Source organism: Tsuneonella rigui, assembly GCF_003958625.1.
GTDB lineage: Bacteria > Pseudomonadota > Alphaproteobacteria > Sphingomonadales > Sphingomonadaceae > Tsuneonella > Tsuneonella rigui.
Map to the genome: position 1 here is coordinate 42604 of NZ_RSEL01000015.1, position 20050 is coordinate 62653.

The 20050-nt window shown below is 68.5% G+C and carries 18 protein-coding genes; 7 read left to right on the forward strand and 11 right to left on the reverse strand.

Annotated features, from left to right (window positions below; translation table 11 throughout):
* Position 1 precedes the first annotated feature (1 nt).
* Together ELY12_RS07115 and ELY12_RS07120 are read left to right on the forward strand one after the other, a co-directional pair.
* Complete coding sequence (locus ELY12_RS07115) at positions 2 to 949, forward strand: cation diffusion facilitator family transporter (RefSeq protein ID WP_420907052.1); 948 nt, start codon at positions 2 to 4, stop codon at positions 947 to 949.
* Between the two features lies 1 nt (position 950).
* Entirely contained in the window at positions 951 to 1745 is a 795-nt protein-coding gene (locus tag ELY12_RS07120; protein ID WP_126176016.1) for a PhzF family phenazine biosynthesis protein, read from the forward strand.
* Here ELY12_RS07120 and ELY12_RS07125 read toward each other — a convergent pair.
* Positions 1730 to 2872 carry a serine hydrolase domain-containing protein gene (locus ELY12_RS07125; protein WP_126176017.1) on the reverse strand — a complete coding sequence of 381 codons (1143 nt, stop codon included), beginning with the start codon at positions 2870 to 2872 and terminating at the stop codon, positions 1730 to 1732. The two genes, ELY12_RS07120 and ELY12_RS07125, sit on opposite strands and share 16 nt — an antisense overlap.
* A 13-nt stretch (positions 2873 to 2885) precedes the next feature.
* Between ELY12_RS07125 and ELY12_RS07130 the strand changes: the two genes are divergently transcribed.
* The gene (locus tag ELY12_RS07130) at positions 2886 to 3233 is read left to right on the forward strand and encodes a hypothetical protein (RefSeq protein ID WP_420907050.1); all 348 of its coding nucleotides are present in this window, start codon (positions 2886 to 2888) and stop codon (positions 3231 to 3233) included.
* On the opposite strand, the gene mnmA is transcribed toward ELY12_RS07130, so the two are convergent.
* Positions 3234 to 4358 carry a tRNA 2-thiouridine(34) synthase MnmA gene (mnmA, locus tag ELY12_RS07135; protein WP_126176119.1) on the reverse strand — a complete coding sequence of 375 codons (1125 nt, stop codon included), beginning with the start codon at positions 4356 to 4358 and terminating at the stop codon, positions 3234 to 3236.
* Between the two features lie 147 nt (positions 4359 to 4505).
* On the opposite strand from mnmA, the gene ELY12_RS07140 reads away from it, so the two are divergent.
* The 3 genes from ELY12_RS07140 to ELY12_RS07150 all read left to right on the forward strand — a co-directional run bounded on the left by ELY12_RS07140 (position 4506) and on the right by ELY12_RS07150 (position 5543).
* On the forward strand, positions 4506 to 4796 hold the full coding sequence (locus ELY12_RS07140; protein ID WP_126176019.1) for a hypothetical protein: 291 nt from the start codon (positions 4506 to 4508) through the stop codon (positions 4794 to 4796).
* On the forward strand, positions 4796 to 5095 hold the full coding sequence (gene sciP, locus ELY12_RS07145; RefSeq protein WP_126176020.1) for a CtrA inhibitor SciP: 300 nt from the start codon (positions 4796 to 4798) through the stop codon (positions 5093 to 5095). Before ELY12_RS07140 ends, sciP begins: the two co-directional genes overlap by 1 nt.
* Before the next feature lie 181 nt (positions 5096 to 5276).
* Positions 5277 to 5543, forward strand: coding sequence for a GlsB/YeaQ/YmgE family stress response membrane protein (locus ELY12_RS07150; protein ID WP_126176021.1), 267 nt, complete (start codon positions 5277 to 5279; stop codon positions 5541 to 5543).
* A 69-nt stretch (positions 5544 to 5612) separates the two neighbouring features.
* On the opposite strand, the gene msrB is transcribed toward ELY12_RS07150, so the two are convergent.
* The 4 genes from msrB to ELY12_RS07170 all read right to left on the reverse strand — a co-directional run bounded on the left by msrB (position 5613) and on the right by ELY12_RS07170 (position 9802).
* Entirely contained in the window at positions 5613 to 6104 is a 492-nt protein-coding gene (msrB, locus tag ELY12_RS07155) for a peptide-methionine (R)-S-oxide reductase MsrB (RefSeq protein WP_126176022.1), read from the reverse strand.
* Between the two features lie 62 nt (positions 6105 to 6166).
* Positions 6167 to 7495, reverse strand: a complete 1329-nt coding sequence (locus ELY12_RS07160) for a cytochrome P450 (protein ID WP_126176023.1) — start codon at positions 7493 to 7495, stop codon at positions 6167 to 6169.
* A 115-nt stretch (positions 7496 to 7610) separates the two neighbouring features.
* A complete protein-coding gene (locus tag ELY12_RS07165; protein ID WP_126176024.1) occupies positions 7611 to 8822 on the reverse strand; it encodes an ABC transporter permease in 1212 nt (403 codons plus the stop codon).
* Positions 8819 to 9802 (reverse strand): ABC transporter ATP-binding protein, encoded by a 984-nt coding sequence (locus tag ELY12_RS07170; protein ID WP_126176025.1) that lies wholly within the window; start codon positions 9800 to 9802, stop codon positions 8819 to 8821. Before ELY12_RS07170 ends, ELY12_RS07165 begins: the two co-directional genes overlap by 4 nt.
* A 45-nt stretch (positions 9803 to 9847) precedes the next feature.
* Here ELY12_RS07170 and queG point away from each other — a divergent pair, with 45 nt between their 5' ends.
* The gene (queG, locus tag ELY12_RS07175; protein ID WP_241229764.1) at positions 9848 to 10897 is read left to right on the forward strand and encodes a tRNA epoxyqueuosine(34) reductase QueG; all 1050 of its coding nucleotides are present in this window, start codon (positions 9848 to 9850) and stop codon (positions 10895 to 10897) included.
* On the opposite strand, the gene ELY12_RS07180 is transcribed toward queG, so the two are convergent.
* From ELY12_RS07180 to ELY12_RS07200, 5 genes are all read right to left on the reverse strand, one after another.
* A complete protein-coding gene (locus tag ELY12_RS07180; RefSeq protein WP_126176026.1) occupies positions 10894 to 12048 on the reverse strand; it encodes a CaiB/BaiF CoA transferase family protein in 1155 nt (384 codons plus the stop codon). The two genes, queG and ELY12_RS07180, sit on opposite strands and share 4 nt — an antisense overlap.
* On the reverse strand, positions 12045 to 13271 hold the full coding sequence (locus ELY12_RS07185) for an NAD(P)/FAD-dependent oxidoreductase (RefSeq protein WP_126176027.1): 1227 nt from the start codon (positions 13269 to 13271) through the stop codon (positions 12045 to 12047). The genes ELY12_RS07180 and ELY12_RS07185 overlap by 4 nt, the downstream gene beginning before the upstream one ends.
* 84 nt (positions 13272 to 13355) lie before the next feature.
* A complete protein-coding gene (locus ELY12_RS07190) occupies positions 13356 to 18080 on the reverse strand; it encodes an NAD-glutamate dehydrogenase (RefSeq protein ID WP_126176028.1) in 4725 nt (1574 codons plus the stop codon).
* A gap of 150 nt (positions 18081 to 18230) precedes the next feature.
* Positions 18231 to 19214: an LLM class flavin-dependent oxidoreductase gene (locus ELY12_RS07195; protein WP_126176029.1), complete on the reverse strand. Its 984-nt coding sequence runs from the start codon at positions 19212 to 19214 to the stop codon at positions 18231 to 18233.
* Entirely contained in the window at positions 19211 to 20026 is an 816-nt protein-coding gene (locus ELY12_RS07200; RefSeq protein ID WP_126176030.1) for a tetratricopeptide repeat protein, read from the reverse strand. Before ELY12_RS07200 ends, ELY12_RS07195 begins: the two co-directional genes overlap by 4 nt.
* Between the last annotated feature and the right edge of the window lie 24 nt (positions 20027 to 20050).

The following is a 20050-nucleotide window of genomic DNA, read 5'->3' on the forward strand; positions in this document are numbered from 1 at the left end:
CATCGACCTCGCCGCGACCGAGGCGCGCGCCAGGCTGACCCGCAGCGCCGCGTTCGCCTCGATCGCGATGGCGCTGTTCCTGCTCGCGCTGAAGGCTTGGGCGACCTGGCGCACCGGTTCGACTGCGATGCTCGGCAGCCTTGCTGACACTGGGCTCGACCTCGTCGCGAGTTGCGCGACACTGTGGGGCGTGTGGTTCGCCGCCCAGCCCGCCGATGCCGAGCACCGCTTCGGCCACGGCAAGGCCGAGGCATTGGCGGCGATCTTCCAGGTCATGCTGATCGTCGTCTCGGCGACCGCGATCCTGTTTCGCGCCGTGAGCCGGCTGGCGTCCGGCGCCGACACGAGCGCCGCGAACGACGGCATCGTCGTCTCGCTGATCGCCATCGCCGCGACGTTCGTGCTGCTGTGGTGGCAGCGGCGGGTGATCCGCGGCACCGGCAGCGTCGCGATCAAGGCGGACAATGTCCACTACCAGTCGGACCTGCTGCTCAACCTCGCTGTGATCGCCGCGCTGGTGCTCGACCAGTATTTGGGCTTCGCGCAGGCCGATCCGCTGTTCGGCATCGCCATCGCCGCGTGGCTGATGTGGGGCGCGTGGCGCGCGGCGAGCGAGGCGATCGACCAGCTGCTCGACCGCGAGTGGCCGGAAGAGAAGCGCCAACGCTTCGTCGAGATCGCCGCCAAGCATCCCGAGCTGAGCAACCTCCACGACCTGCGCACTCGCACCAGCGGCGCGCACGATTTCGTGCAATTCCACGTCGATCTTCCTGGAGGCATGACCGTGGGCGAGGCGCACGAGGTGATCGAGCGGGTCGAGGAGGATTTGTGCCATCACTTCCCCGACATGGAGCTGCTGATCCACATCGACCCCGAGGGGCACGTCGACGAGCCCGACAATCCGCTGGTCGAGGAAGACGAATTCGCCAAGCTGGACAAGGAAGCCTGACGTGAAGCTGCCCTATTGGCATGTCGATGCCTTCGCCGCGCGGCCCTTCGCGGGCAACCAGGCCGCGGTCATGCCGCTCGAAGAATGGCTCCCTGACGAGGTGCTGCAGGCGATCGGCGAGGAGAATAACTTCGCCGAGACCGCCTTCGTGGTGCGCGACGCGACCGGCGAGTGTGACTGGGAGCTGCGCTGGTTCACGCCCACCACCGAGATCCGCCTGTGCGGCCACGCGACGCTGGCGAGCGGGCACGTGCTCCTCGAGCGGGATGGCGGCGAACGGGTCACCTTGCGGACCCGGCGGGCCGGCAACCTCGAAGTGCGCCGGGCGGGTGCGGGCTACGAACTCGCGCTTCCGGCGATCCCGACTGAGCGCGGCAAGTTTCCCGAAGCGGTCGCGTTACTCGGCGCGACCCCGCAGGAAACCTGGCTCAGCGACGACCGCTACGGCATCTACCTGTTCGCCAGCGAGGACGAAGTGCGGGCGCTCCAGCCCGACTTGCGCGGACTCGGCGCACTGGGCGATCACCAGTACATCTGCACCGCACCCGGCCGCGAGACCGACATCGTCAGCCGGGTGTTCGTCCCCGGCGGCGGGGTGGACGAGGACTCGGTCACCGGCTCGGCCCACGCGGCGCTGACGCATTTCTGGGCGGCGCGGCTGGGGCGGGACAGCTTCACCGCGCACCAGGCCTCGAAGCGCGGAGGAGACCTGACCTGCCGGCTGGAAGGCGACCGCGCGTGGCTCGGCGGGCCGTGCGTTACCGTGGTGGAGGGCTCGTTCTACCTGCCGGGGTAAAGCTCGACGATATCCGCCAGCTCCTGCACCTCCCGCGGGATCTGCTCGCTGTCCGAATGACCGAGGCGGACGACCACCAGCTTGCGGTCGGGCGCGACCAGCACGAACTGGCCCATGTGCCCGATCATCGCGAACAGGCTCTTGGGCCCGCGCGCGGTGAACAGCGGATCGTCATCCTTGGGCGCGCCGCGGTTGAGCCAGGTCTGCGCGCCGTAGTTGGCGCGCCGCGGGCTGGAGGTAGTCATGAACTCGACCCACCGTCGCGGGACGAGTTGGGTGCCCTTGTAGGAGCCCTCGTTGCGCAGGAAGTCGCCGAACCGCGCCCAGTCGCGCGCGGTGCCGTGGATCAGGCTGCCGCCGATGAGCGTGCCGGAACGGTCGAATTCGGGCACCATCGAGGTCATGCCGAGCGGCCCGAACAGGCGGCTATGCAGGTAGTCGGCGACCGCGCGCCGGCGCAGCTCGGGATCGGTGCTGCGGGTCAGCACCCGCGCGGCGATATCGGCGAGGATGACGGTGGTGCTGCTCGAATATTCGAACTGCGATCCCGGTTCTGCTTCCAGCGGCTGGCTCTCGGCGAAGTCCGCCATGTTGTCGCGCCCGTCGAGGAACAGCATGCGCACTTCGCTCGATTCGTACGGCGGGTCGCAGGCTTCGCAGTGTCTCAGCCCGCTGCGCATCTGCAGCAACTGGCGCAGGGTGATCTCGCCGCGCGGATCGCCCGGGCGCCGCCAGCGCGGCACCGGCGGGGTCTCGTCAAGCTGCAGGCGCCCGTCGGCGATCAGCATGCCGATCATCACCGCGGTCACGGTCTTGGCCATCGACCAGCTGACGAAGCGGGTCTTGGGGCCATAGCCCGGTGCGTAGCGCTCGGCGGCGATCTGACCGCCGTGCAGCACCACGATCGCGCGGGTCTCGCCCACGCCGTCCTTGGTGAACGCCTCGTCGACCGCGCGCGCCAATTCCTCGGTCGGCGCGCCCGGATTGGCGTCGACCGCGGCCAGCGCCTCCTTGCTCAGCGGCGGAGGCGCCGCGGGCTGCGACGAACAGCCGGCAAGTACTGGCAGCGCTGCGAGAGGAGCGATAAGGCGAGGAGAGAAGCGCATCGGCGGGTGCGCGAATGGCATGGAGGATTCCCGCTTGGCAACGGCAAAGGCTCGTCGTGGGGCACGCCGATCGAACCGGCTGCTATGGACCACCGGTATACTGGTCGCGCTGCTCACACTGTGGGCAGCGTTTGGCTCGGCCGCGCTCGGTTATGCGCGGGCGGGCACGGCCTACGGCGCGCGGGTCGCGTGCTCGTGCCGCTACGTCGCGGGGCGGAGCCTGGAGGATTGCACCAAGGACAAGCTCGCCGGGATGGAACTGGTCACGCTGTCCGACGACGACGAAGCCAAGAGCGTCACTGCGCGCATGCTGATCCTCGCCAGCGACACCGCGACTTACCGAAAGGGCTACGGGTGCGTGCTGCAACCGTGGGAGAGCTGATCAGGCAGCCGCTTCGGTTCCGTCGATCCAGCCACCGCCGATAACCCGCTCGCCGGCATAGAGCACCGCCGCCTGACCCGGCGCGACCCCGAATTCGGGGGCGGCAAAGCGGATCGTGGTCGCGACGCCGTCGCCAAACGGCCCGTCGAGCGTGACCGGCACCGGCTTGGCGAGGCTCCGGACCTTCGCCGTGAGCGCTCCGGATGGGACGGGGCCAATGCGGTTGGTCTCGCTCAGCCGCGCTCCTGAGACTGCCAGCATCGTCTTGGGACCGACGCGCACCTCGGCGCTCTCCGCGTCGAGCCCGATGACATAAAGCGGCTCGGGCTGGCCGCCGATCTCCAGCCCGCGGCGCTGGCCAACGGTGAAGTGGATCACGCCCTTGTGCTGGCCGAGCGTCTGGCCGGTCGCGGCGTGGACGATAGTCCCGGGCCGCGCACCCTCGGGCCGCAGCTTCTCGACGATCCGCGCATAGTCGCCGTCGGGCACGAAGCAGATGTCCTGGCTGTCGGGCTTGGCCGCATTGCGCAGGCCCGCAGCCGCTGCGAGCCGGCGGACCTCGGACTTCTCAAGCCCCCCTAGCGGGAAGCGCAGGAAATCGAGCTGCGCTTCGGTGGTGCCGTAGAGGAAGTACGACTGGTCGCGCGCGGGATCGACCGCGCGGTGAAGTTCGCCGCCCACGCGCTGGACGTAATGCCCTGTTGCCAGGCAGTCCGCGCCCAGCTCCCTCGCCATTCGCAGCAAGTCGGTGAACTTCGGTCCCATGTTGCAGCGGATGCAGGGCACCGGAGTGCGCCCGGCGAGGTAATCGTCGGCGAAGCGCTCGACCACGTCCTCGCGGAATGCGCTCTCGTGATCGAACACGTAGTGCGCGATGCCGAGGCGGTCGGCGACCGCGCGCGCGTCGCGGATATCGTCGCCCGCGCAGCAGGCGCCCTTGCGGCCGGTCGCCGCGCCGTAGTCGTAGAGCTGTAGCGTGATGCCGATGGTCTCGGCACCGCTCGCGGCCGCCAGCGCCGCCACCACGGAGCTGTCGACCCCGCCCGACATTGCCACCACGATGCGGCACTCGGCGGCCGGGCGCGGCAGATCGAACAAGGCTGCAGCCTCTGACGCAGAGAGCATCGTGGGAATGTTGGCGGGAGCGTTCACGGCGGCGGCCCATACACGCGGGGCACGCACTACGCCAGAATTGCGGGGCGGTGATGTCCTAATAGAGCGTAACCCCGGGCTTTACCGGTTCTTGACCCCTCATTGGCTAAGAGAGCGGTCATGTTCGAAGCAGCCAACACCTTCCGCATGCCGGAACCGGGAGCCGAGGGCGCCCTGCGCACGCTCGACTGGGCGGAAATCGTCGCCCGGCTGGCGGCGGTGCGCGATCTGCGCGCGGTTTTGTCGCGGCCCGCGCTCGCCGGCGGCGGCTTCGTGCCCCAAGCGGCCGCGGGAATTGCCGGTGTCGGCGAACCCGCTGTTAACCTTGCTGCTTTAGCAGGTGGCAAATGGGTAGACGCCAAGACAGTCGCCACCGCCGGATCGGCGGCCACAGGCGACCGGGATAAGTGATGATCGAGAACCAGAAAATCCGTCCGGCCCAGGTGATCGGCCCGCTCGGCGAACCGCTGGGCATCGCCGATCTGCCGCCGCCCAACACCCAGCGCTGGGTCGTCCGCCGCAAGGCCGAGGTCGTGGCCGCGGTCAATGGCGGCCTGCTGTCGATCGACGAGGTGTGCGAACGCTACAACCTCACGCTCGAGGAGTTCGCCTCCTGGCAGCGCGCGGTCGACCGTTCGGGCATGCAGGGGCTGCGGGTCACCCGCATCCAGCACTACCGCGATCTCTACGAGCGCCAGCTCAAGTACTGACTCACCTCGATAGCGCTCCCTCACCGGTCACCTTCGGGCGGCCGGCCGATTAGGATTTCCGAATCGATTGGGTTACACCTCCGTCCACCGGTTCATCGCAACCGGGGAACGCTCTGCGGTGCGCGCCGTTTAAGGCGGCGTGTGGCGCTTACACAGGGCGCAATAACAGGAGGAATGCCTTATGGGTTGGATTATTGCTATCATCGTCGGCGGCGTAGCCGGCTGGCTTGCGAGCATGGTCATGGCGCGTGACGCCTCGATGGGCATCATCATGAACATCATCGTCGGCATCATCGGCGCGATCATCGGCAATCTGCTCGCGGGTCCGCTGTTCGGTATCGACACCACCATCCAGACGTTCAACCTTCCGGGGTTCCTCGTCGCCATCGTCGGGGCCATCGTGCTGCTGGCGATCGCCAACCTCGTCCAGCGCGGCCGAGTCCGCTAATCGGCGAGAGCTGAGAAACAAGACGGCGGCGGGGCTTCGGCTCCGCCGCCTTTTTTGTGTCCGGAGTTGTTAGGCGGTGCGGAACACCATCGCGCCGCCGTTCATGCAGTAGCGCTTGCCGGTCGGCTTGGGGCCGTCATTGAACACGTGCCCCAGATGCCCGCCGCAATCGGCGCACAGCACCTCGGTGCGCGGGTAGCCGAGCTTATAGTCGGTGTCGGTTACCACCGCCCCGGCGAGCGGCTGGTAGAAGCTCGGCCAGCCGGTCCCGCTTTCGAACTTGGTCGCCGAGGAATAGAGCGCGTTGCTGCACCCCGCGCAGTAGAATGTGCCCTTGCGATGCTCCTTGTTGAGCGGGGAGGTACCCGGCCGCTCGGTGCCCGCTTCGCGCAGGATCCAGTACTGGTTCTTGCTAAGCTTGGCCTTCCACTGCGCGTCGGTCAGCCCCTTGGGCCAGGCGCGTGCCTGGGCGGGCGAACCGCCGCAAGCGGCGAGCACGGGGACGGCCGCCGTGGCGCCGAGCCATGACAGAAACGAGCGGCGACTGGAAGCGAGAGGCATGCTTCCTCCTAGCACAAGAGGTTCAACCTCGCCTGAATGGGTCCATTTGCGCTGGCCGCGCGTCAGAACTCGGTGATCTCGACCTCGAGCTTGCGGAAACCGTGGACGAAGTTCGCCCGCACCCGCTCGACATCGCCGGCGACATGCACGCGCATGCGACGCTTGTGCATCTCTTCGAGCAGCACTCGCAATTGCAGCTCGGCGAGGCGGGCACCAACGCAGCGGTGGATGCCGTAGCCAAACGCGAGGTTGCGGCGGGCGTTCTCGCGGGTGATGTCGAGCTTGTCGGCATCTTCGAACACCGCCTCGTCGCGATTGGCGCTGATGTACCACAGCACCAGCCGCTCGCCCGCCTTGACGGTCTGCCCGAACAGCTCGCTGTCCTCGGTCGCGACGCGGCGCATGTGCGCAAGCGGGGTCTGATAGCGGATGCATTCCTGCACCGCGTTGGGGATGAGCGACGGGTCCTGCTCGAACAGCTTGCGCTGGTCGGGGAACTTGTCGAACGCGTGGATGATCCCGCTCATGGTGTTGCGGGTGGTGTCGTTGCCGCCGACGATCAGCAGCACCAGGTTGCCCATGAATTCTTCCGGGCTCATCTGGTTCATCGCCGGCGAGTGGATCATCATCGAGATGAGGTCGCCAGTCGGCGGCTGGTTCGCGCGCTCCTGCCATAGCTGGTAGAAATAGGCGCCCATCTCGCGCAGGATGCCCTGGCGCTGCTCGTCGAGCTCGCGCACCAGTGCGATCTCGGTGTCGCCCGCCCAGTCGGACCAGAAGGTCAGCAGGCGGCGGTCTTCCCACGGGAAATCGAACAGCAGCGCGAGCATGCCGGTGGTGAGCTCGATGGAGACGGTATCGACCCAGTCGAACACCTCGCCGCGCGGCAGGGTGTCGAGCAGTTCGCCGGTGCGGTGGCGGATGTCGGCTTCCATCGCCTCCATGTTGGACGGCGTAAACTTGGGCGCGACCGTACGGCGCTGGCCGGTGTGCTTGGGCCGGTCCATGGCGATGAACATCGGCAGCTCGAACCGCTCGCGGCCCAGCTCCGCGAGCTTCTCGTCGCTCATCGCCTCGAGGATGGTGATCCCGCCGGCCGAGGAATAGAGCTCGGGCAGTGCCTCGATGTGCTGGATCGCGCGGTGCGACACGACGTTCCAGAAGGAACCGAACGGGCTGTCGTTGACCTTGTGGAGGTCGCCTGCCGCGCGCATCTCCTTGAAGATCGGCTGCCAGCGGTCTTCAACGTAGATGTCGGAGCGGCTGACGTCCCACTTCTCGGTGTGCTCAGGGATGACCTGCGGATTCTCGCGCAGCGCCTTGTCGAGCGCATCGACCGCGCGCGGCTCGCGGGTCCATTGGGTCGGCGCCTCGAGGGGCTGGGTCGCCATCGCAAAACTCTCCTGCTGGGGCGACTCAAGTCCGGCCGCCTCTCGTCCGGCCGGTATCCTGCGCTTGCTTACCGCAGTGTCAATAGTGCGTTGCGATTTGCGACCGAAATGCGGGTCAAGTTGCGGCGCGAGCGCGGCCCCAGCGGCGGGCACGCGGTTGCTGCGGTCCCGACTTCATCACTCGCCGGCGGAACAGCGTCGCACCCATGCGCACGAACAGCAGTACCCACAGCGCCTGCCACGCGAGCGCAGCGAAGTGCGGCCACAGCGCGGGCTGCTGCGCCGCTCGCGAGATCATCGCGTAGGGCGAACTGAACGGCACTGCGACTGCCGCCAGCTCGACCGGCGAGCCGAGATCGCTGGTTGCATACGTAGCGAGGAAGAACACGCCGAGCTGCAGCATAGTCGCCGGCAGCGACAGCGTCTGTACGTCGCGCACCGTCGGCGCCATCGCCCCGATGGTGAGGAAGATCGACCCGATCAATAGGTACGCCATTGCAAAATAGACCAGGAACAATGCGGCAAAGACGGGCCATCCGACCGCCGGGGCGGTAAGCTCGGCCAGGCTCCGGCCGCCCGCGGCCATGATCGTTCCGCCAATCCCGCCCCACACCGCAAGGCCGACGAAGCTTACCCCCAGCATGGCAAACAGTTTGCCGAGGAACACCGCATCCATCGGGATCGCGGCAGCGAGGATCTCGATGATTTTGTTCGCCTTTTCCTCGACCAGGTTCGACATCACCATGCCCGCGAGCAGCATCGTCAGCAGGAACATCAGCGTAACCGTCGCGGTCGCGGTGCCGACGAGGCTGCGCTTGGCGCTCGCGCCGCTGGTCGCGGTGGGCTGGAGCGTCACTTCGGGATAGTTGGACCCGCGTCCTTTGGCGACGCCGGCGGTCAGCGCGACCTCGCCGCGCCAGCGCTCGATGCTTTCCGGAGTACCGGTGAGGCGCGGTTCATCGAGGGTGCCCGTGAGCACGCCGCCGTAATTGCGCGAGCGGTCGGCTAGCACTTTCGCCGGGTCGGCCCCTGTATCGACCCGCTCCATGCGCGGCAGGTCGACCATGTCCTGCAGCCGGTTACGCGCGACCTCGATGGCGGCGGCATCGGCAGGGTCCATCGACACCGCGAGTACCGGCGGCTCGCGGTTTTCTACGGTCTTTTGGCTGACAGAAGCAGCGCCTCCAGCGACCAGGAGGAAAAAGACCGGGCCGAGCAGGAAAAACAGGAACGCCTTGGAAAACAGGATCGCGCGAAGATCGCGCCGGGCGACGACGTAGGCGGCCTGCGCCAGGCCGAGGCGGGCGTTTTCGGTGTGCTCGCTCATCGCGCCTGCTCCGCCGGGCTGGCTTCCTCGAGGGCTCGTGCCGCGGCTTCGCCAGCGATATGCACGAACGCATCGTGCAGGCCGGCGCGCTCGATCGACAGCGAGAGGATGCCGGCGTTGCCTTCGATGAGGGCCCGCAGCAGCGGCTCGATGCCGCTCTCGGGGAGCGAGAACAGCCAGTAGCGCCCCTCATGGCGCGCGTCGGCGGGCAGAGCCGCGCGCCACGGCCCGTCGGGCGCAGCGGTTTCCAAGCGGACTTGCGCGGGAATGCGGTCGCGTGCGGCGTCGACACTGCCGGCATAGGGCACCTTGCCCCCGGCAATGATCGCGACGCCTTCGCACAATCGCTCGGCGTGGGCGATGACGTGGGTGGAGAAGATCACGGTTGCGCCGTCGGCCGCCATGCGTCGGATCATCGCTTCGAGCTTGCCCTGGTTGAGCGCGTCGAGGCCGCTGAACGGCTCGTCGAGCACCACCAGCCTTGGCCGGTGGATCAGCGTGCCGAGCAGCTGGACGGTCTGCGCCATGCCCTTCGAGAGCTGGCGGATGGTGCGGTCGGCGGCGTGGCCGAGCCCGTGTTCCTCCAGCAATTCGAGCCCGCGCTTTCGCCCTTCGGCGAGCGGCACCCCGCGAAGCGCGCCGAGAAACGCGATCGCCTCGACCGCCTTCATCGAGGGGTAGAGTCCGCGCTCCTCCGGCAAATAACCGATAAGCCGCGCGATATCGTGCGGCCGCTCGTGACCGAACACTCGGCGCACGCCTTCGTCGGGATCGATGATCCCGAGCAGTATCCTGAGCGTGGTGGTCTTGCCCGCGCCGTTGGGACCGAGCACGCCGTAGATCGCGCCTTCGGGCACCGCGAGGTCGACACCGTCGACCGCGGTGGTGCCCTCGAACCGCTTGACTAGGCCGATCGCCTCGATCGCCAGCGGGCGTCCGGCATTGCCGGTCAGGGGCGAAAGGCTTAGCGGAGCGTTCATCGCAGGCGCGTTAACTCTGCCGCGTGAACGGGAGCAACCCAAACCTTGGTTAACGGTGCGCCAACCGATGCCCTGCGCGCGGCGCTGGTCGAGCGGGCGCGGGCCGAAGGGTTCGTCGCGGTGGGCATCGCCTCGGCCGCGCCCGATGCGCCGCGTGGGGAGCGGCTGGCCGAGTGGCTTGGGGATGAGCGGCACGGGTCGATGGAGTGGATGGCGCGCCGCGTGGCCGAGCGCGCCTCGCCGCAAGGGCTGTGGCCGGAGGCGAAGAGCGTCATCGCGCTCGGCATGAGTTACGCTCCGGAGCACGATCCGCTGGCGCTCGCCGATGCGCCGGAGCGGGCCCGTATTTCCGTCTATGCGCAAGGGCGCGACTATCATGACACGGTCAAGAAGGCATTGAAGCGGCTCGCGCGCTGGCTGGTCGAGCAGGCGCCCGGTGAACAGGTGAAGGTGTTCGTCGACACCGCGCCGGTGATGGAGAAGCCGCTGGGGGAGGCGGCGGGGCTCGGCTGGCAGGGCAAGCACACCAACATGGTCAGCCGCGCGCACGGCTCGTGGCTGTTCCTGGGATCGATCTACACCACTATCGAATTTACCGCCGACTACAGCCATGCGCCGCGCTGCGGATCGTGCAGCGCCTGCCTCGATGCCTGCCCGACCGACGCCTTCCCCGCGCCGTTCCAGCTCGATGCGCGGCGGTGCATCTCGTACCTGACGATCGAGCATGCTGGACCGATCCCGGTCGAGTTCCGCAAGGCGATGGGCAACCGCATCTACGGCTGCGACGATTGCCTCGCCGTGTGCCCGTGGAACAGCTTCGCGCAGTCGGCCGCAGCCAACGCCGCGTTCCTGCCGCGCGCGGAACTGGTCGCGCCGCGGTTGGCCGAACTACTCGCGCTCGACGACGCGGGCTTCCGAGCGCTGTTTTCGGGCAGCCCGATCAAGCGCATCGGGCGCAACCGATTTGTACGCAACTGCCTGATCGCTGCCGGCAACTCGGGCGATCCAGCACTGCGTCCGGCGGTCGACGCATTGCGAAGCGATCCCGACCCGGTCGTCGCCGAAGCGGCGGAGTGGGCGCTGGCGGAACTCTAGCCGAATTCCTCGCCGTGCTCGCCGATCAGCGGCGCGGGTGCGGGCTCGGGCATCTCCCAACCCGAAAAGCGCGAAGGCTCGCGCATCTGCAGCACCTGTCCCTCGCTCGGATGCTCGCTGTGCCAGAAGAAACCGGCTTGGGCGAGGTGCGGATCGCCCGGCACCTCGGCGATGTCGCGTGCAGGCATCGCAGGCATCTCGGCCTCGCGCATGATCGCCAGCACCTCCTCAGTGGTGCGCGTCGCGGTTAGCTCGCCGATGCGTGTGTAGAGTTCGGGCATGTGGCGGATCGAGCCTTCGATCCCGGCGAAGCGCTCCTGCGCGGCGAACTCTGGGTCCCCGAGCAAGGCGATCACCCGCTGCGCGTGGCCGGGGCGATAGGGGACGATGCTGATGTGCCCGTCGCTTGTCGGGAACGGCTGGCGATAGGGATCGACCTGCCGCGCGTAGCACGCGTCGCCCACCGGCGGATCGAAGGTCAGCCCGGCGAGATGCTCCTTGAGCATGAAGTTGGCGAAGGCCTCGAACATCGGCACCTCGACGAACTGCCCCTCGCCGGTCCGCAGGCGGTGGATCACCGCCGCCATCGTCGCGTAGGCGGCGTGGAGGCCCGCGACCTTGTCGGCGATCAGCGAGGGCAGGTAGCGCGGGCGCGGGTCGCCATCGACGCGGCTCAGGAGACTGGTGGTGCCGGTCAGCGCCTGGATCACGTCGTCATAGGCCTGCAGGCCCGCGTACGGCCCGTTCGAGCCGAAGCCGACGCAGTGGACGTAAATCACGTCGGGCTTAAGCGCGCGCACCGCCTCGTAGCCGAACCCCAGCCGGTCGATCGCCTCGGTACGGACGTTGTGAAGGAATACGTCGCAGGTAGCGGTAAGGTCGCGCAGCCGCTGGCGCTCGCTCTCCTGCTTCAGGTCGAGCACCACGCTTTTCTTGTTGCGGTTGAGCGCGATGTGCGCCGGGCCCATGCCGACCGACTTGGCTGGCCGGCCGGCGTGGCGGAAGCCGTCGCCGCCGGGCGCCTCGACCTTGATCACCTCGGCGCCGAAGTCGGCCAGGATCTGGGTCGCGTAGGGGCCGAAGACGACCGTGCTCAGATCGACCACGCGGATGCCGGAGAGCATGGGCTTCCCGTCACCTGCGGCGATCATGCGAGTTCCTTGAGCGGGACCGCGGGATCGGCGAGCACCGCCTTGTCGGGGCTGGCGCCCGCCTCGACCAGCTTGCGGCCCTGAACGTAGTCCTTGGTCGCGTTCACGCAGTCGAGCGCAATCACCCGCCCTTCCTTGAGGTAGATGACCGAAAACTTGGCATGGGCCGGATCGCCTCTGACTACCGTGTCGTCGTACCCCAGCGACAGGCCCGCGGTCTGCAGCTTGAGATCGTACTGGTTGGACCAGAACCACGGGAACGCGCGGTAGGGCTCGTCGATGCAGACGATGTGCTTGGCGGCGGTGGTCGCCATATCGTGGGCGTTCTGGACCGATTCCACGCGGATCACCGCGCCATTGGCCCACTGGTTGGCGTGCGCCGCGCAGTCGCCGATCGCATAGATGTCCGGCAGCGAGGTGCGGCAGAACTCGTCGACGTCGACCCCGTTCGCGCCCGCCGCGCCGGCGGCGATCAACGGCCCGGCGGCGGGCACGATGCCGATGCCGACCACGACCATGTCGCACGGGATCGCGCCGCCGTCATCGAGGACGACCTGGCGGACCCAGCCGTTCTCGCCTTCCAGCCGATCGAGCTTGGCCTCGAGCCGCAGGTCGACCCCGTGCGCCCGATGCTGATCCTGGTAGAATTCGCTCAGCACCTCGCCCGCGACACGCGCCAGCACGCGCGGGAGTGCTTCGACCACCGTGACCTGGCAGCCGAGCTTGGTCAGCACGGCGGCCGCCTCCAGCCCGATATAGCCGCCGCCGATCACCACCACCCGCCGCGCGCCGTTGTCGAGCTCGCCCATCAGGCGGTCCACATCGGCCTTGTCGCGAATGGCGTGGATGCCGCTCAAATCGGCGCCGCCGCAAGAAAGCCGCCGCGGATCGCCGCCGGCGGCCCAGATCAGCATGCCGTAGCCGACCTCCTCCCCGCTCGCGAGCTTGAGGGTGTGCGCCTGCGGGTCAACGCTCGTCACGACGCTCGCGGGGCGCAGCGTCACCTGCCGCTCCTCCCAGAACGCCGCCGGACGGATCATGATCCGCTCGAATGGCTTGTCGCGCGCGAGGTACTCCTTCGACAGCGGCGGGCGCTCGTAAGGCGGTTCGGGGTCGCGCCCGATCATCAGGATCGAGCCTTCGAAGCCCTGCTGGCGCAACGCGATCGCGGCTTGCGCGCCGCCGTGCCCGCTTCCGACGATGACGACTTCGGCCCGGTCCATGCCTTGCGGACTTGCCGCAAAGCGGACCGGCGTCAAGCGGGCAGGCGCTCAAGCAGCCGAAGGCGATGGCGCGCCAAGAAGCTCCTACCGGCCGAGCAGGTTGCGCGCCTGGCTGGCAATCTGCGCGAGCATCGCGGGTGCCACCGGGCTCTGGCCCTGCGCCCGCCCGATCATGCCGCGGAACTGCTTGATCGCCGCCGCGTGCTCTTCCGACCAGTTCGCCACCGCGCCCGCCGGATCCTCCTTCGCGCCCTTGCGGCGCGAGAGCCGGCGGAGGAATTCGAGCCGCATCTGCTGGAACTCGCGCGACAGGCCCGCGACCAGCAGTCGCTCCCACACGTCGGACGGGTTCATCATCGCCGCGGTGCTCTGGGCCCAATCGAGGCCCAGGCGCTGGCCGAGGTCGGTGAAGGCGGAGGTCAGGTCGCGCGCGCCGATCTCGGCATCGCGCGATAGCGCGGCGAGACCAATCACCCCATCGATGTCGTAGAGGTGCGCGACCTTGGCCGCGATCTTCTCGGGTGCGCCGAGCTGGACGAACTCGTCGATGAGCCGGTCCGACTGTTCGCGCGCGGCGGACGCCAGCAGGGTGCCGGTGGCCGCCGACAGGTCCTGCACGCCCGTATCGAGCGCAGCGATCAGTTCGCTCGGCAGGCGCGAGCTGGCCCCGGCACGGATGAGGTCGGCCATCTGGCTGCGCAGCGCGCCGGCGGTGTGCCGGAACAGGTAGATGCGCGCGTCTTCGGGCATCCTGGCGGACTCGATCTCGGCCCACAGCGCGCCCGCGCCGAATAGCTTCTCCGCCGCGACGAAGGCAGCGCAGATCTGCGCGAGACCGACGCCTTCTTCCTCGGACAGCTCGAACGGATGGACGATGCCCATCCGGTTGACGATCAGGTTGGCGAGTTGGGTCGCGATGATCGCGCGGCGCAGTTGGTGCCCTTCGATCTGCGCGCGATAGGTCTTGCGCATGGCCGAGGGGAAATAGCTGACCAGCAGATCGGTCAGGACCGGATCGTCGGGCAGCGACGAGTTCTCGATCGCATCCTGCAGCACCAGCTTGGTCGAGGACAGCAGCACGGCGAGCTCGGGGCGGGTGAGGCCCATCCCGTCGGTGGCACGGCGGGCGAGCGCTTCGCCCGAAGCGAGCCCCTCGGTCTGCCGGTCGAGCGCGCCCAGGTCTTCCAACGCCTCGATCAGGTGGAGCTGAGCGGCGACCGCCGGAGCCCCGCCAGCCTTGGCGATCGACAACGCCAGTGCCTGCAGCCGATTGTTCTCCAGCACCAGTTCGCCGACCTCGTCGGTCATCGATTCCAGAAGCGTGATGCGCTTGGGCTCGGTCAGCTTGCCCTCGCGCTTGGCGGCGGCGAGCGCGATCTTGATGTTCACCTCGTTGTCCGAGCAGTTCACGCCCGCCGAGTTGTCGATGAAGTCGGTGTTGATCCGCCCGCCACCCAGCGCGAACTCGATCCGTCCGGCCTGCGTGACGCCGAGATTGGCGCCTTCGCCGATCACCTTGGCGCGCAGATCGGCGCCGTTGATGCGCAGCGAATCGTTCGCGGGGTCACCGACCTGCGCGTTATTCTCGGCCGCGGCCTTGATGTAGGTGCCGATCCCGCCGAACCACAGCAGGTCGACCGGCGCCTTGAGGATCGCGGTGATCAGCGCCTCGGGCTCGAGCTCGGTGGCCTCGATGCCGAGCACTTCGCGCACCTGCTTCGAGAGCGGAATCGTCTTCAGACTGCGTGCGAACACGCCGCCGCCCTTGCTGATCAGCTTGGGATTGTAGTCCTCCCAGCTCGACCGCGGCAGGTCGAACATCCGCCGACGCTCCTTCCAGCTCGCCGCCGGATCGGGATCGGGATCGAGGAAGATGTGCCGGTGATCGAACGCCGCGACCAGCTTGATCGCCTTCGACAGCAGCATGCCGTTGCCGAACACGTCGCCCGACATGTCGCCGCAGCCCGCCACGCGGACCGGCTCGCGCTGCACGTCGACACCCATTTCGAGGAAATGGCGCTGGACCGAGACCCACGCGCCCTTGGCGGTGATGCCCATGGCCTTGTGGTCGTAGCCCTTGGAGCCGCCGCTGGCGAAGGCATCGTCGAGCCAGAAGTCCTTCGATTCGGCGATCGCGTTGGCGACGTCGGAGAAAGTCGCGGTGCCCTTGTCGGCGGCGACCACGAAGTACGGATCCTCGCCGTCGTGGATCACCACGCTTTCGGGATGCACGACCTTGCCGCCGACGATGTTGTCGGTGACCGACAGCAGCGTGCGGATGAATACCTGGTAGCTCGCCTTGCCCTCAGCCGCCCAGCCTTCGCGATCGCGCGAGGGGTCAGGCAGCTGCTTGGGATAGAACCCGCCCTTGGCGCCGGTCGGCACGATGACTGCGTTCTTGACCCGCTGCGCCTTCATCAGGCCGAGCACTTCGGTGCGGAAGTCGTCGCGCCGGTCGGACCAGCGCAGGCCGCCGCGCGCGACCGGGCCGGCGCGCAAGTGGATGCCCTCGACCCGGCGCGAATAGACGAAGATCTCGCGCCATGGCACCGGCTTGGGCAGGCCGGGGACGAGCGAGGAATCGAGCTTGAACGCGACCGCCTCGCGCGCGGCGGGGGCGAACGCATTGGTCCGCAGCACCGCGTCGATCGTCGCGTGGTAGAGCCGCAGCATACGGTCGTCGTTGATCGCGGCGACCTGGCTCAGCCCGCGGCGGATGGCCTGGTTGCAGTCCTCGGCCGCCTGCGCGCGGTCGCCGGTGAAGGCGGGATCGTGCCGGGCGGCAAACAGGCCGACGAGCGGACGCGTCACTTGCGGCGCACGGCGGAGCGCGTCGACGACGGTCTGGATCGCGAAGCCGACGCCGGCCTGGCGCAGGTAGCGGTAGAACGCGCGCAGCCAGTCGGCTTCCCGAGCGGTCAGCGCGGTGCCGGCCACCAAGCGGTTGAATGGATCGTCCTCGGCCGCGCCGTTGAGCACCGCGGCGATCGCTTCCTCGATCGCGTCGGCGCGTTCGAGCAACTCGTCGAGGCCGTCGCCGTCTTCGAGCGCGATGGTGAAATCGTGGATCGTGCCGAGGTTGCCCGTGCCGGCTTCGCGGCTCTCGAGCGTGGTCGGCAATTCCTGCAGCACGCGGAAGCCGAAGTGCTCGAGCGCGGGCACCGCATCCGATAGCGCGAGCGCCCCTTCCTGCTGATAGACCTTCAGGCGCAGCCGGTCGGGCTCGTCACCGTCGAAGCGATAGAGGCGAACGCCGCGCAGAGCCCCAATGGCTTCGCTGTCGCCCGATCCGAGTCGGCGCAGGCGGCGGATGTCCTGCGCCGCTTCGGCCGCGCCGTAATTCGTGCGGTAGCTGGTCGGGAAACTGTCGGCGTAGCGTCCGGCGAGCGCGGCCGCGCGGGCTGCCTCTTCGTCCGCCGCCAACTCGCTTTCGACTGCTTCGCCCCAGCCGCGCAGCAGCGCCTGGATCTGCGCCTCGATTGCATCGGCGTCGTGCTTGCCGGCATTGTCGCGATAATCGAGCACGTAGCGCAGCAGCGCGAGGTTGCCGCCTTCGACCTGCAGGCTCCAGTCAAGCGCCTTGGCCCCGGCTCCTTCCTCCAGCATGTGCTCGATCCGCAGGCGCACCTGGGTCGAGAGCATGTCGCGCGGCAGCCAGACGAACGCGAACAGGTGGCGGCTCAAGGGCGCCTCGACCAGCACCAGGCGCGGGCGCGGGCGGTCGACCAGGCTCATCATGGTGGTCGCAACGCGTTCAATGTCGGCATCGGAGAAGCCGATCACGAGGTCGTGCGGCAGCGCGGTCAGCGCGTGCACCAACGCCTTACCGGTGTGGCCCGCGGGATCGAACCCGAACTTCGCATTGAGCGCGGCGAGCTGCGCGCGCAGCAGCGGCACTTGCGCCGGGGGGGTGGCGAGCGAGGCGCTGGTCCACACGCCCGCGTGGATCGAAAGCCCGGTCAGCTTCCCCTTCTCGTGCAGCGGGGTGATGAAGAGATCGAGCGGCACCCGGCGGTGCACGTTCGAAATGCGGTTCGCCTTGATGATCAGCGGCGCGCGGCCGCCCTTGTCGAACCAATCGAAGGCGCGCTCGAACGAGGCGTCGGCGAGGATCGCCTTCGCGCTCGTGCGGCAGATGCCGAGCATGTTCGAGCGGCTGCCGTCGCGGTTGCGGGTGACGTGACCGAGCTGGGTCAGCATCCCGCCCTCGAGCCAGCGGAGCAGCGCGCCGCCTTCGCTGTCGCCCAGCCGTTCGGCGTCGGCGAGCAGCGCTTCGCGCATCTTCGGCCAGTCGCGCACCGCGGCGCGCACGTCGGTGAAGGTGGTCGCCAGGTCCTGTTCGAGCGCGCGGCGTTCCTTCGCGTCGACGCGCGGGGTCTCGATGTAGATCATCGATTCGCGGCAGGCCGCAGCGTCAGGCTTCTCGGGCAGACCGGTCAGCCTGCCCTCGGCATCGCGTTCGACCGCGACCACCGGATGGACCAGCCGATCGATCGCGAGGCCCTGCGCGGCGACCGTCGCGGCGACCGAATCGACCAGGAACGGCATGTCGTCATTGATCAGCGCGATGCGCATGAAGCGGCGGCCCTCGGCGGCCGAGGAGATGGCGATCACCGGCTCGCCGGGCGTGCGGGAGGCGGCGGCGTCGAGCACGAAGCGCGCGGCTTCGTCGAGATGGTCGGGAGAGAAGGCGATGTCGCCGGGGAGCAGCGAGCCCGCGATCCGCTTGGCGAGCGGGCCAACAAGCTTGTCGCCGCCTCCGTTACGAGCGGTTTTCGATGAACTCGATTGCGCGGCTTCGGTCGCCATCCTGCGTGCTCCTGAGCCCGCCGCCTGACACTGAAAAAGGGGCGGGGCCCGTTGTTATATTGTTGCTGCCCGTTGCAGCATTCTGGCGCGATAGGCTTTTGCCCGCCGGGCCGCAACCCGTGTGCAGATTAGCGCGACAGAGCGCCAGCCTTATCCGGCGAGCGCCTCGACGGTGAGTTCCAGCGAGCGCTCGCGAACGGCCGGATCGTAGGTTGCGCCGGAGACGATGATCTCGTCGGCCTGGGTACGTTCGACAAAGCGCCTGATCGCATCGCGCACGGTCGCGGGCGAACCGATTGCGCTCGCTTGGCCGATATGCGCGAGCAGACTCTGCGCCTGGAGCGGGAGCGTGTCGCGGTAGCCGGCGACCGGCGGCGGCACTTGGCCCGGATTGCCCGTGCGCAGCCGGACGAAGCTCTGTTGCTGCGAACTTGAGATCAACTCCGCCTCGGCATCCGTCTCCGCGGCGAACACCGTCATCGCCGCCATCACGTGCGGCCTCTCGAGCCATTCGGAGGGGCGGAACCGCTGCCGGTAGTGCGCCAGCGCGGCATCGAGATGGTCGGGCGCGAAGTGCGAGGCGAAGGCGTAGGGCATGCCGAGTTGCGCTGCGAGATCGGCACCGAACAGGCTCGATCCCAGCATCCACATCTCGACCTCGGTCCCAAAGCCGGGGGTCGGCCGCGTGCTCATCGCGGGATCGCCGCTGAGGTATGCGCGCAGCTCGACCACGTCCTGCGGGAAGAACTCGGCCGCCTGGTGCAGGTTCTTGCGCAGCGCGCGCTGCAGCTCCGGCCCCGCACCCGGCGCGCGGCCGAGGCCGAGGTCGATCCGGCCCGGGAACAGCGCGTCGAGGGTGCCGAACTGCTCGGCGATCACGAACGGATTGTGATTGGGCAGCATGATCCCGCCCGATCCGATGCGGATCGTCGAGGTCGCGTTGCCGACATGCGCCAGCACCACCGAGGTCGCGCCGCCGGCGATGCCGTCCATCGCATGGTGCTCGGCGACCCAGAAGCGCTTGTAGCCCTGCGCCTCCGCCACCTGTGCCAGTCGCGCGGTCGCCGCGTAGGCCTCTTGCAGCGTGCCGCCTTCGCGGACGGGGACCAGATCGAGGACCGAAAGCGGGATCATGGTTGCGTAAGCTGCGCCAAGTACTGCTTGGCCGCCAGGCCTTGCGCCGAATCCGGCGAGGCGGCGATCACCGATTCGAACGATTTCTTCGCCGCCTCGTCGCGTCCTGCGAGGGCGGCGATGACGCCCGCCTCGAGCCCGATCGCGGGATCGCGCGGGTCGAGCGTGGCCGCCTGCTCGACCTGGCTTTGCGCCATCGCAAGATCTCCGGTGCGCCGCGAAAGGGTCGCCGACAGCAACCACGCTTGCGCATCCTCAGGAACAGCAGCGCGTGCTTCGGCCAGCGCCGAGGCGGCCTCACCCTCGCGGCCCAGTGCGACCAAGGCGCTCGCCCGGTCCAGCGCAATCGCGCCCGTGAGCTCGGCATCGCCGGCGGCATCGGCCTTGCCGGCGTCGAGCGCGCTCAGGGCCTGGTCTGCCTGGGCCTCGGCGAGGAAGGCGCTGCCGGCGAGCGCGCTCATCCGGGCGCGGAAACGCGGCTCGCTGGCGTCGTCGCGCGCGGCGAGGAAGGCCGCTGCCGCCGCGCTCCAGTCGCCCCCATTGCCCGCCGCGATGCCGAGGCAGTGCCGCCCCGCTGCGCGCTGTGGACCGGTGGTGCGCGAGACCCACTCCTCCGCCAGTTCGCGCGCCTTGGCGGGATCGCTCTTGGCGATGGCGAGGCACACGTCGATTGCGTTCGCGCTCGGCGCGCGATCGGGCATCGGCGCATTGCGCGTCGGCCGGTCGCGCAGCTCGGGCGGCACCGCGCTGACGGGCGAAGCGGTCGGCGCGATGCCGACCTGTGCGATGAGCGGGAGGAGAATCGAGAACATGGTCGCGCCTTGAGATGGTGGCGC

Excerpts from the sequence above, each read along its gene's own strand:
- msrB (WP_126176022.1), bottom strand. The coding sequence starts at position 6,104 with ATGCCTCTCGCTTCCAGTCGCCGCTCGTTTCTGTCATGGCTCGGCGCC.
- ELY12_RS07200 (WP_126176030.1), bottom strand. The coding sequence starts at position 20,026 with ATGTTCTCGATTCTCCTCCCGCTCATCGCACAGGTCGGCATCGCGCCG.
- ELY12_RS07185 (WP_126176027.1), bottom strand. The coding sequence starts at position 13,271 with ATGGACCGGGCCGAAGTCGTCATCGTCGGAAGCGGGCACGGCGGCGCG.
- ELY12_RS07125 (WP_126176017.1), bottom strand. The coding sequence starts at position 2,872 with ATGCCATTCGCGCACCCGCCGATGCGCTTCTCTCCTCGCCTTATCGCT.
- ELY12_RS07150 (WP_126176021.1), top strand. The coding sequence starts at position 5,277 with ATGGGTTGGATTATTGCTATCATCGTCGGCGGCGTAGCCGGCTGGCTT.
- ELY12_RS07195 (WP_126176029.1), bottom strand. The coding sequence starts at position 19,214 with ATGATCCCGCTTTCGGTCCTCGATCTGGTCCCCGTCCGCGAAGGCGGC.
- ELY12_RS07170 (WP_126176025.1), bottom strand. The coding sequence starts at position 9,802 with ATGAACGCTCCGCTAAGCCTTTCGCCCCTGACCGGCAATGCCGGACGC.
- ELY12_RS07190 (WP_126176028.1), bottom strand. The coding sequence starts at position 18,080 with ATGGCGACCGAAGCCGCGCAATCGAGTTCATCGAAAACCGCTCGTAAC.
- mnmA (WP_126176119.1), bottom strand. The coding sequence starts at position 4,358 with ATGCTCTCTGCGTCAGAGGCTGCAGCCTTGTTCGATCTGCCGCGCCCG.
- ELY12_RS07165 (WP_126176024.1), bottom strand. The coding sequence starts at position 8,822 with ATGAGCGAGCACACCGAAAACGCCCGCCTCGGCCTGGCGCAGGCCGCC.
- ELY12_RS07140 (WP_126176019.1), top strand. The coding sequence starts at position 4,506 with ATGTTCGAAGCAGCCAACACCTTCCGCATGCCGGAACCGGGAGCCGAG.
- sciP (WP_126176020.1), top strand. The coding sequence starts at position 4,796 with ATGATCGAGAACCAGAAAATCCGTCCGGCCCAGGTGATCGGCCCGCTC.
- ELY12_RS07180 (WP_126176026.1), bottom strand. The coding sequence starts at position 12,048 with ATGATCGCCGCAGGTGACGGGAAGCCCATGCTCTCCGGCATCCGCGTG.
- ELY12_RS07160 (WP_126176023.1), bottom strand. The coding sequence starts at position 7,495 with ATGGCGACCCAGCCCCTCGAGGCGCCGACCCAATGGACCCGCGAGCCG.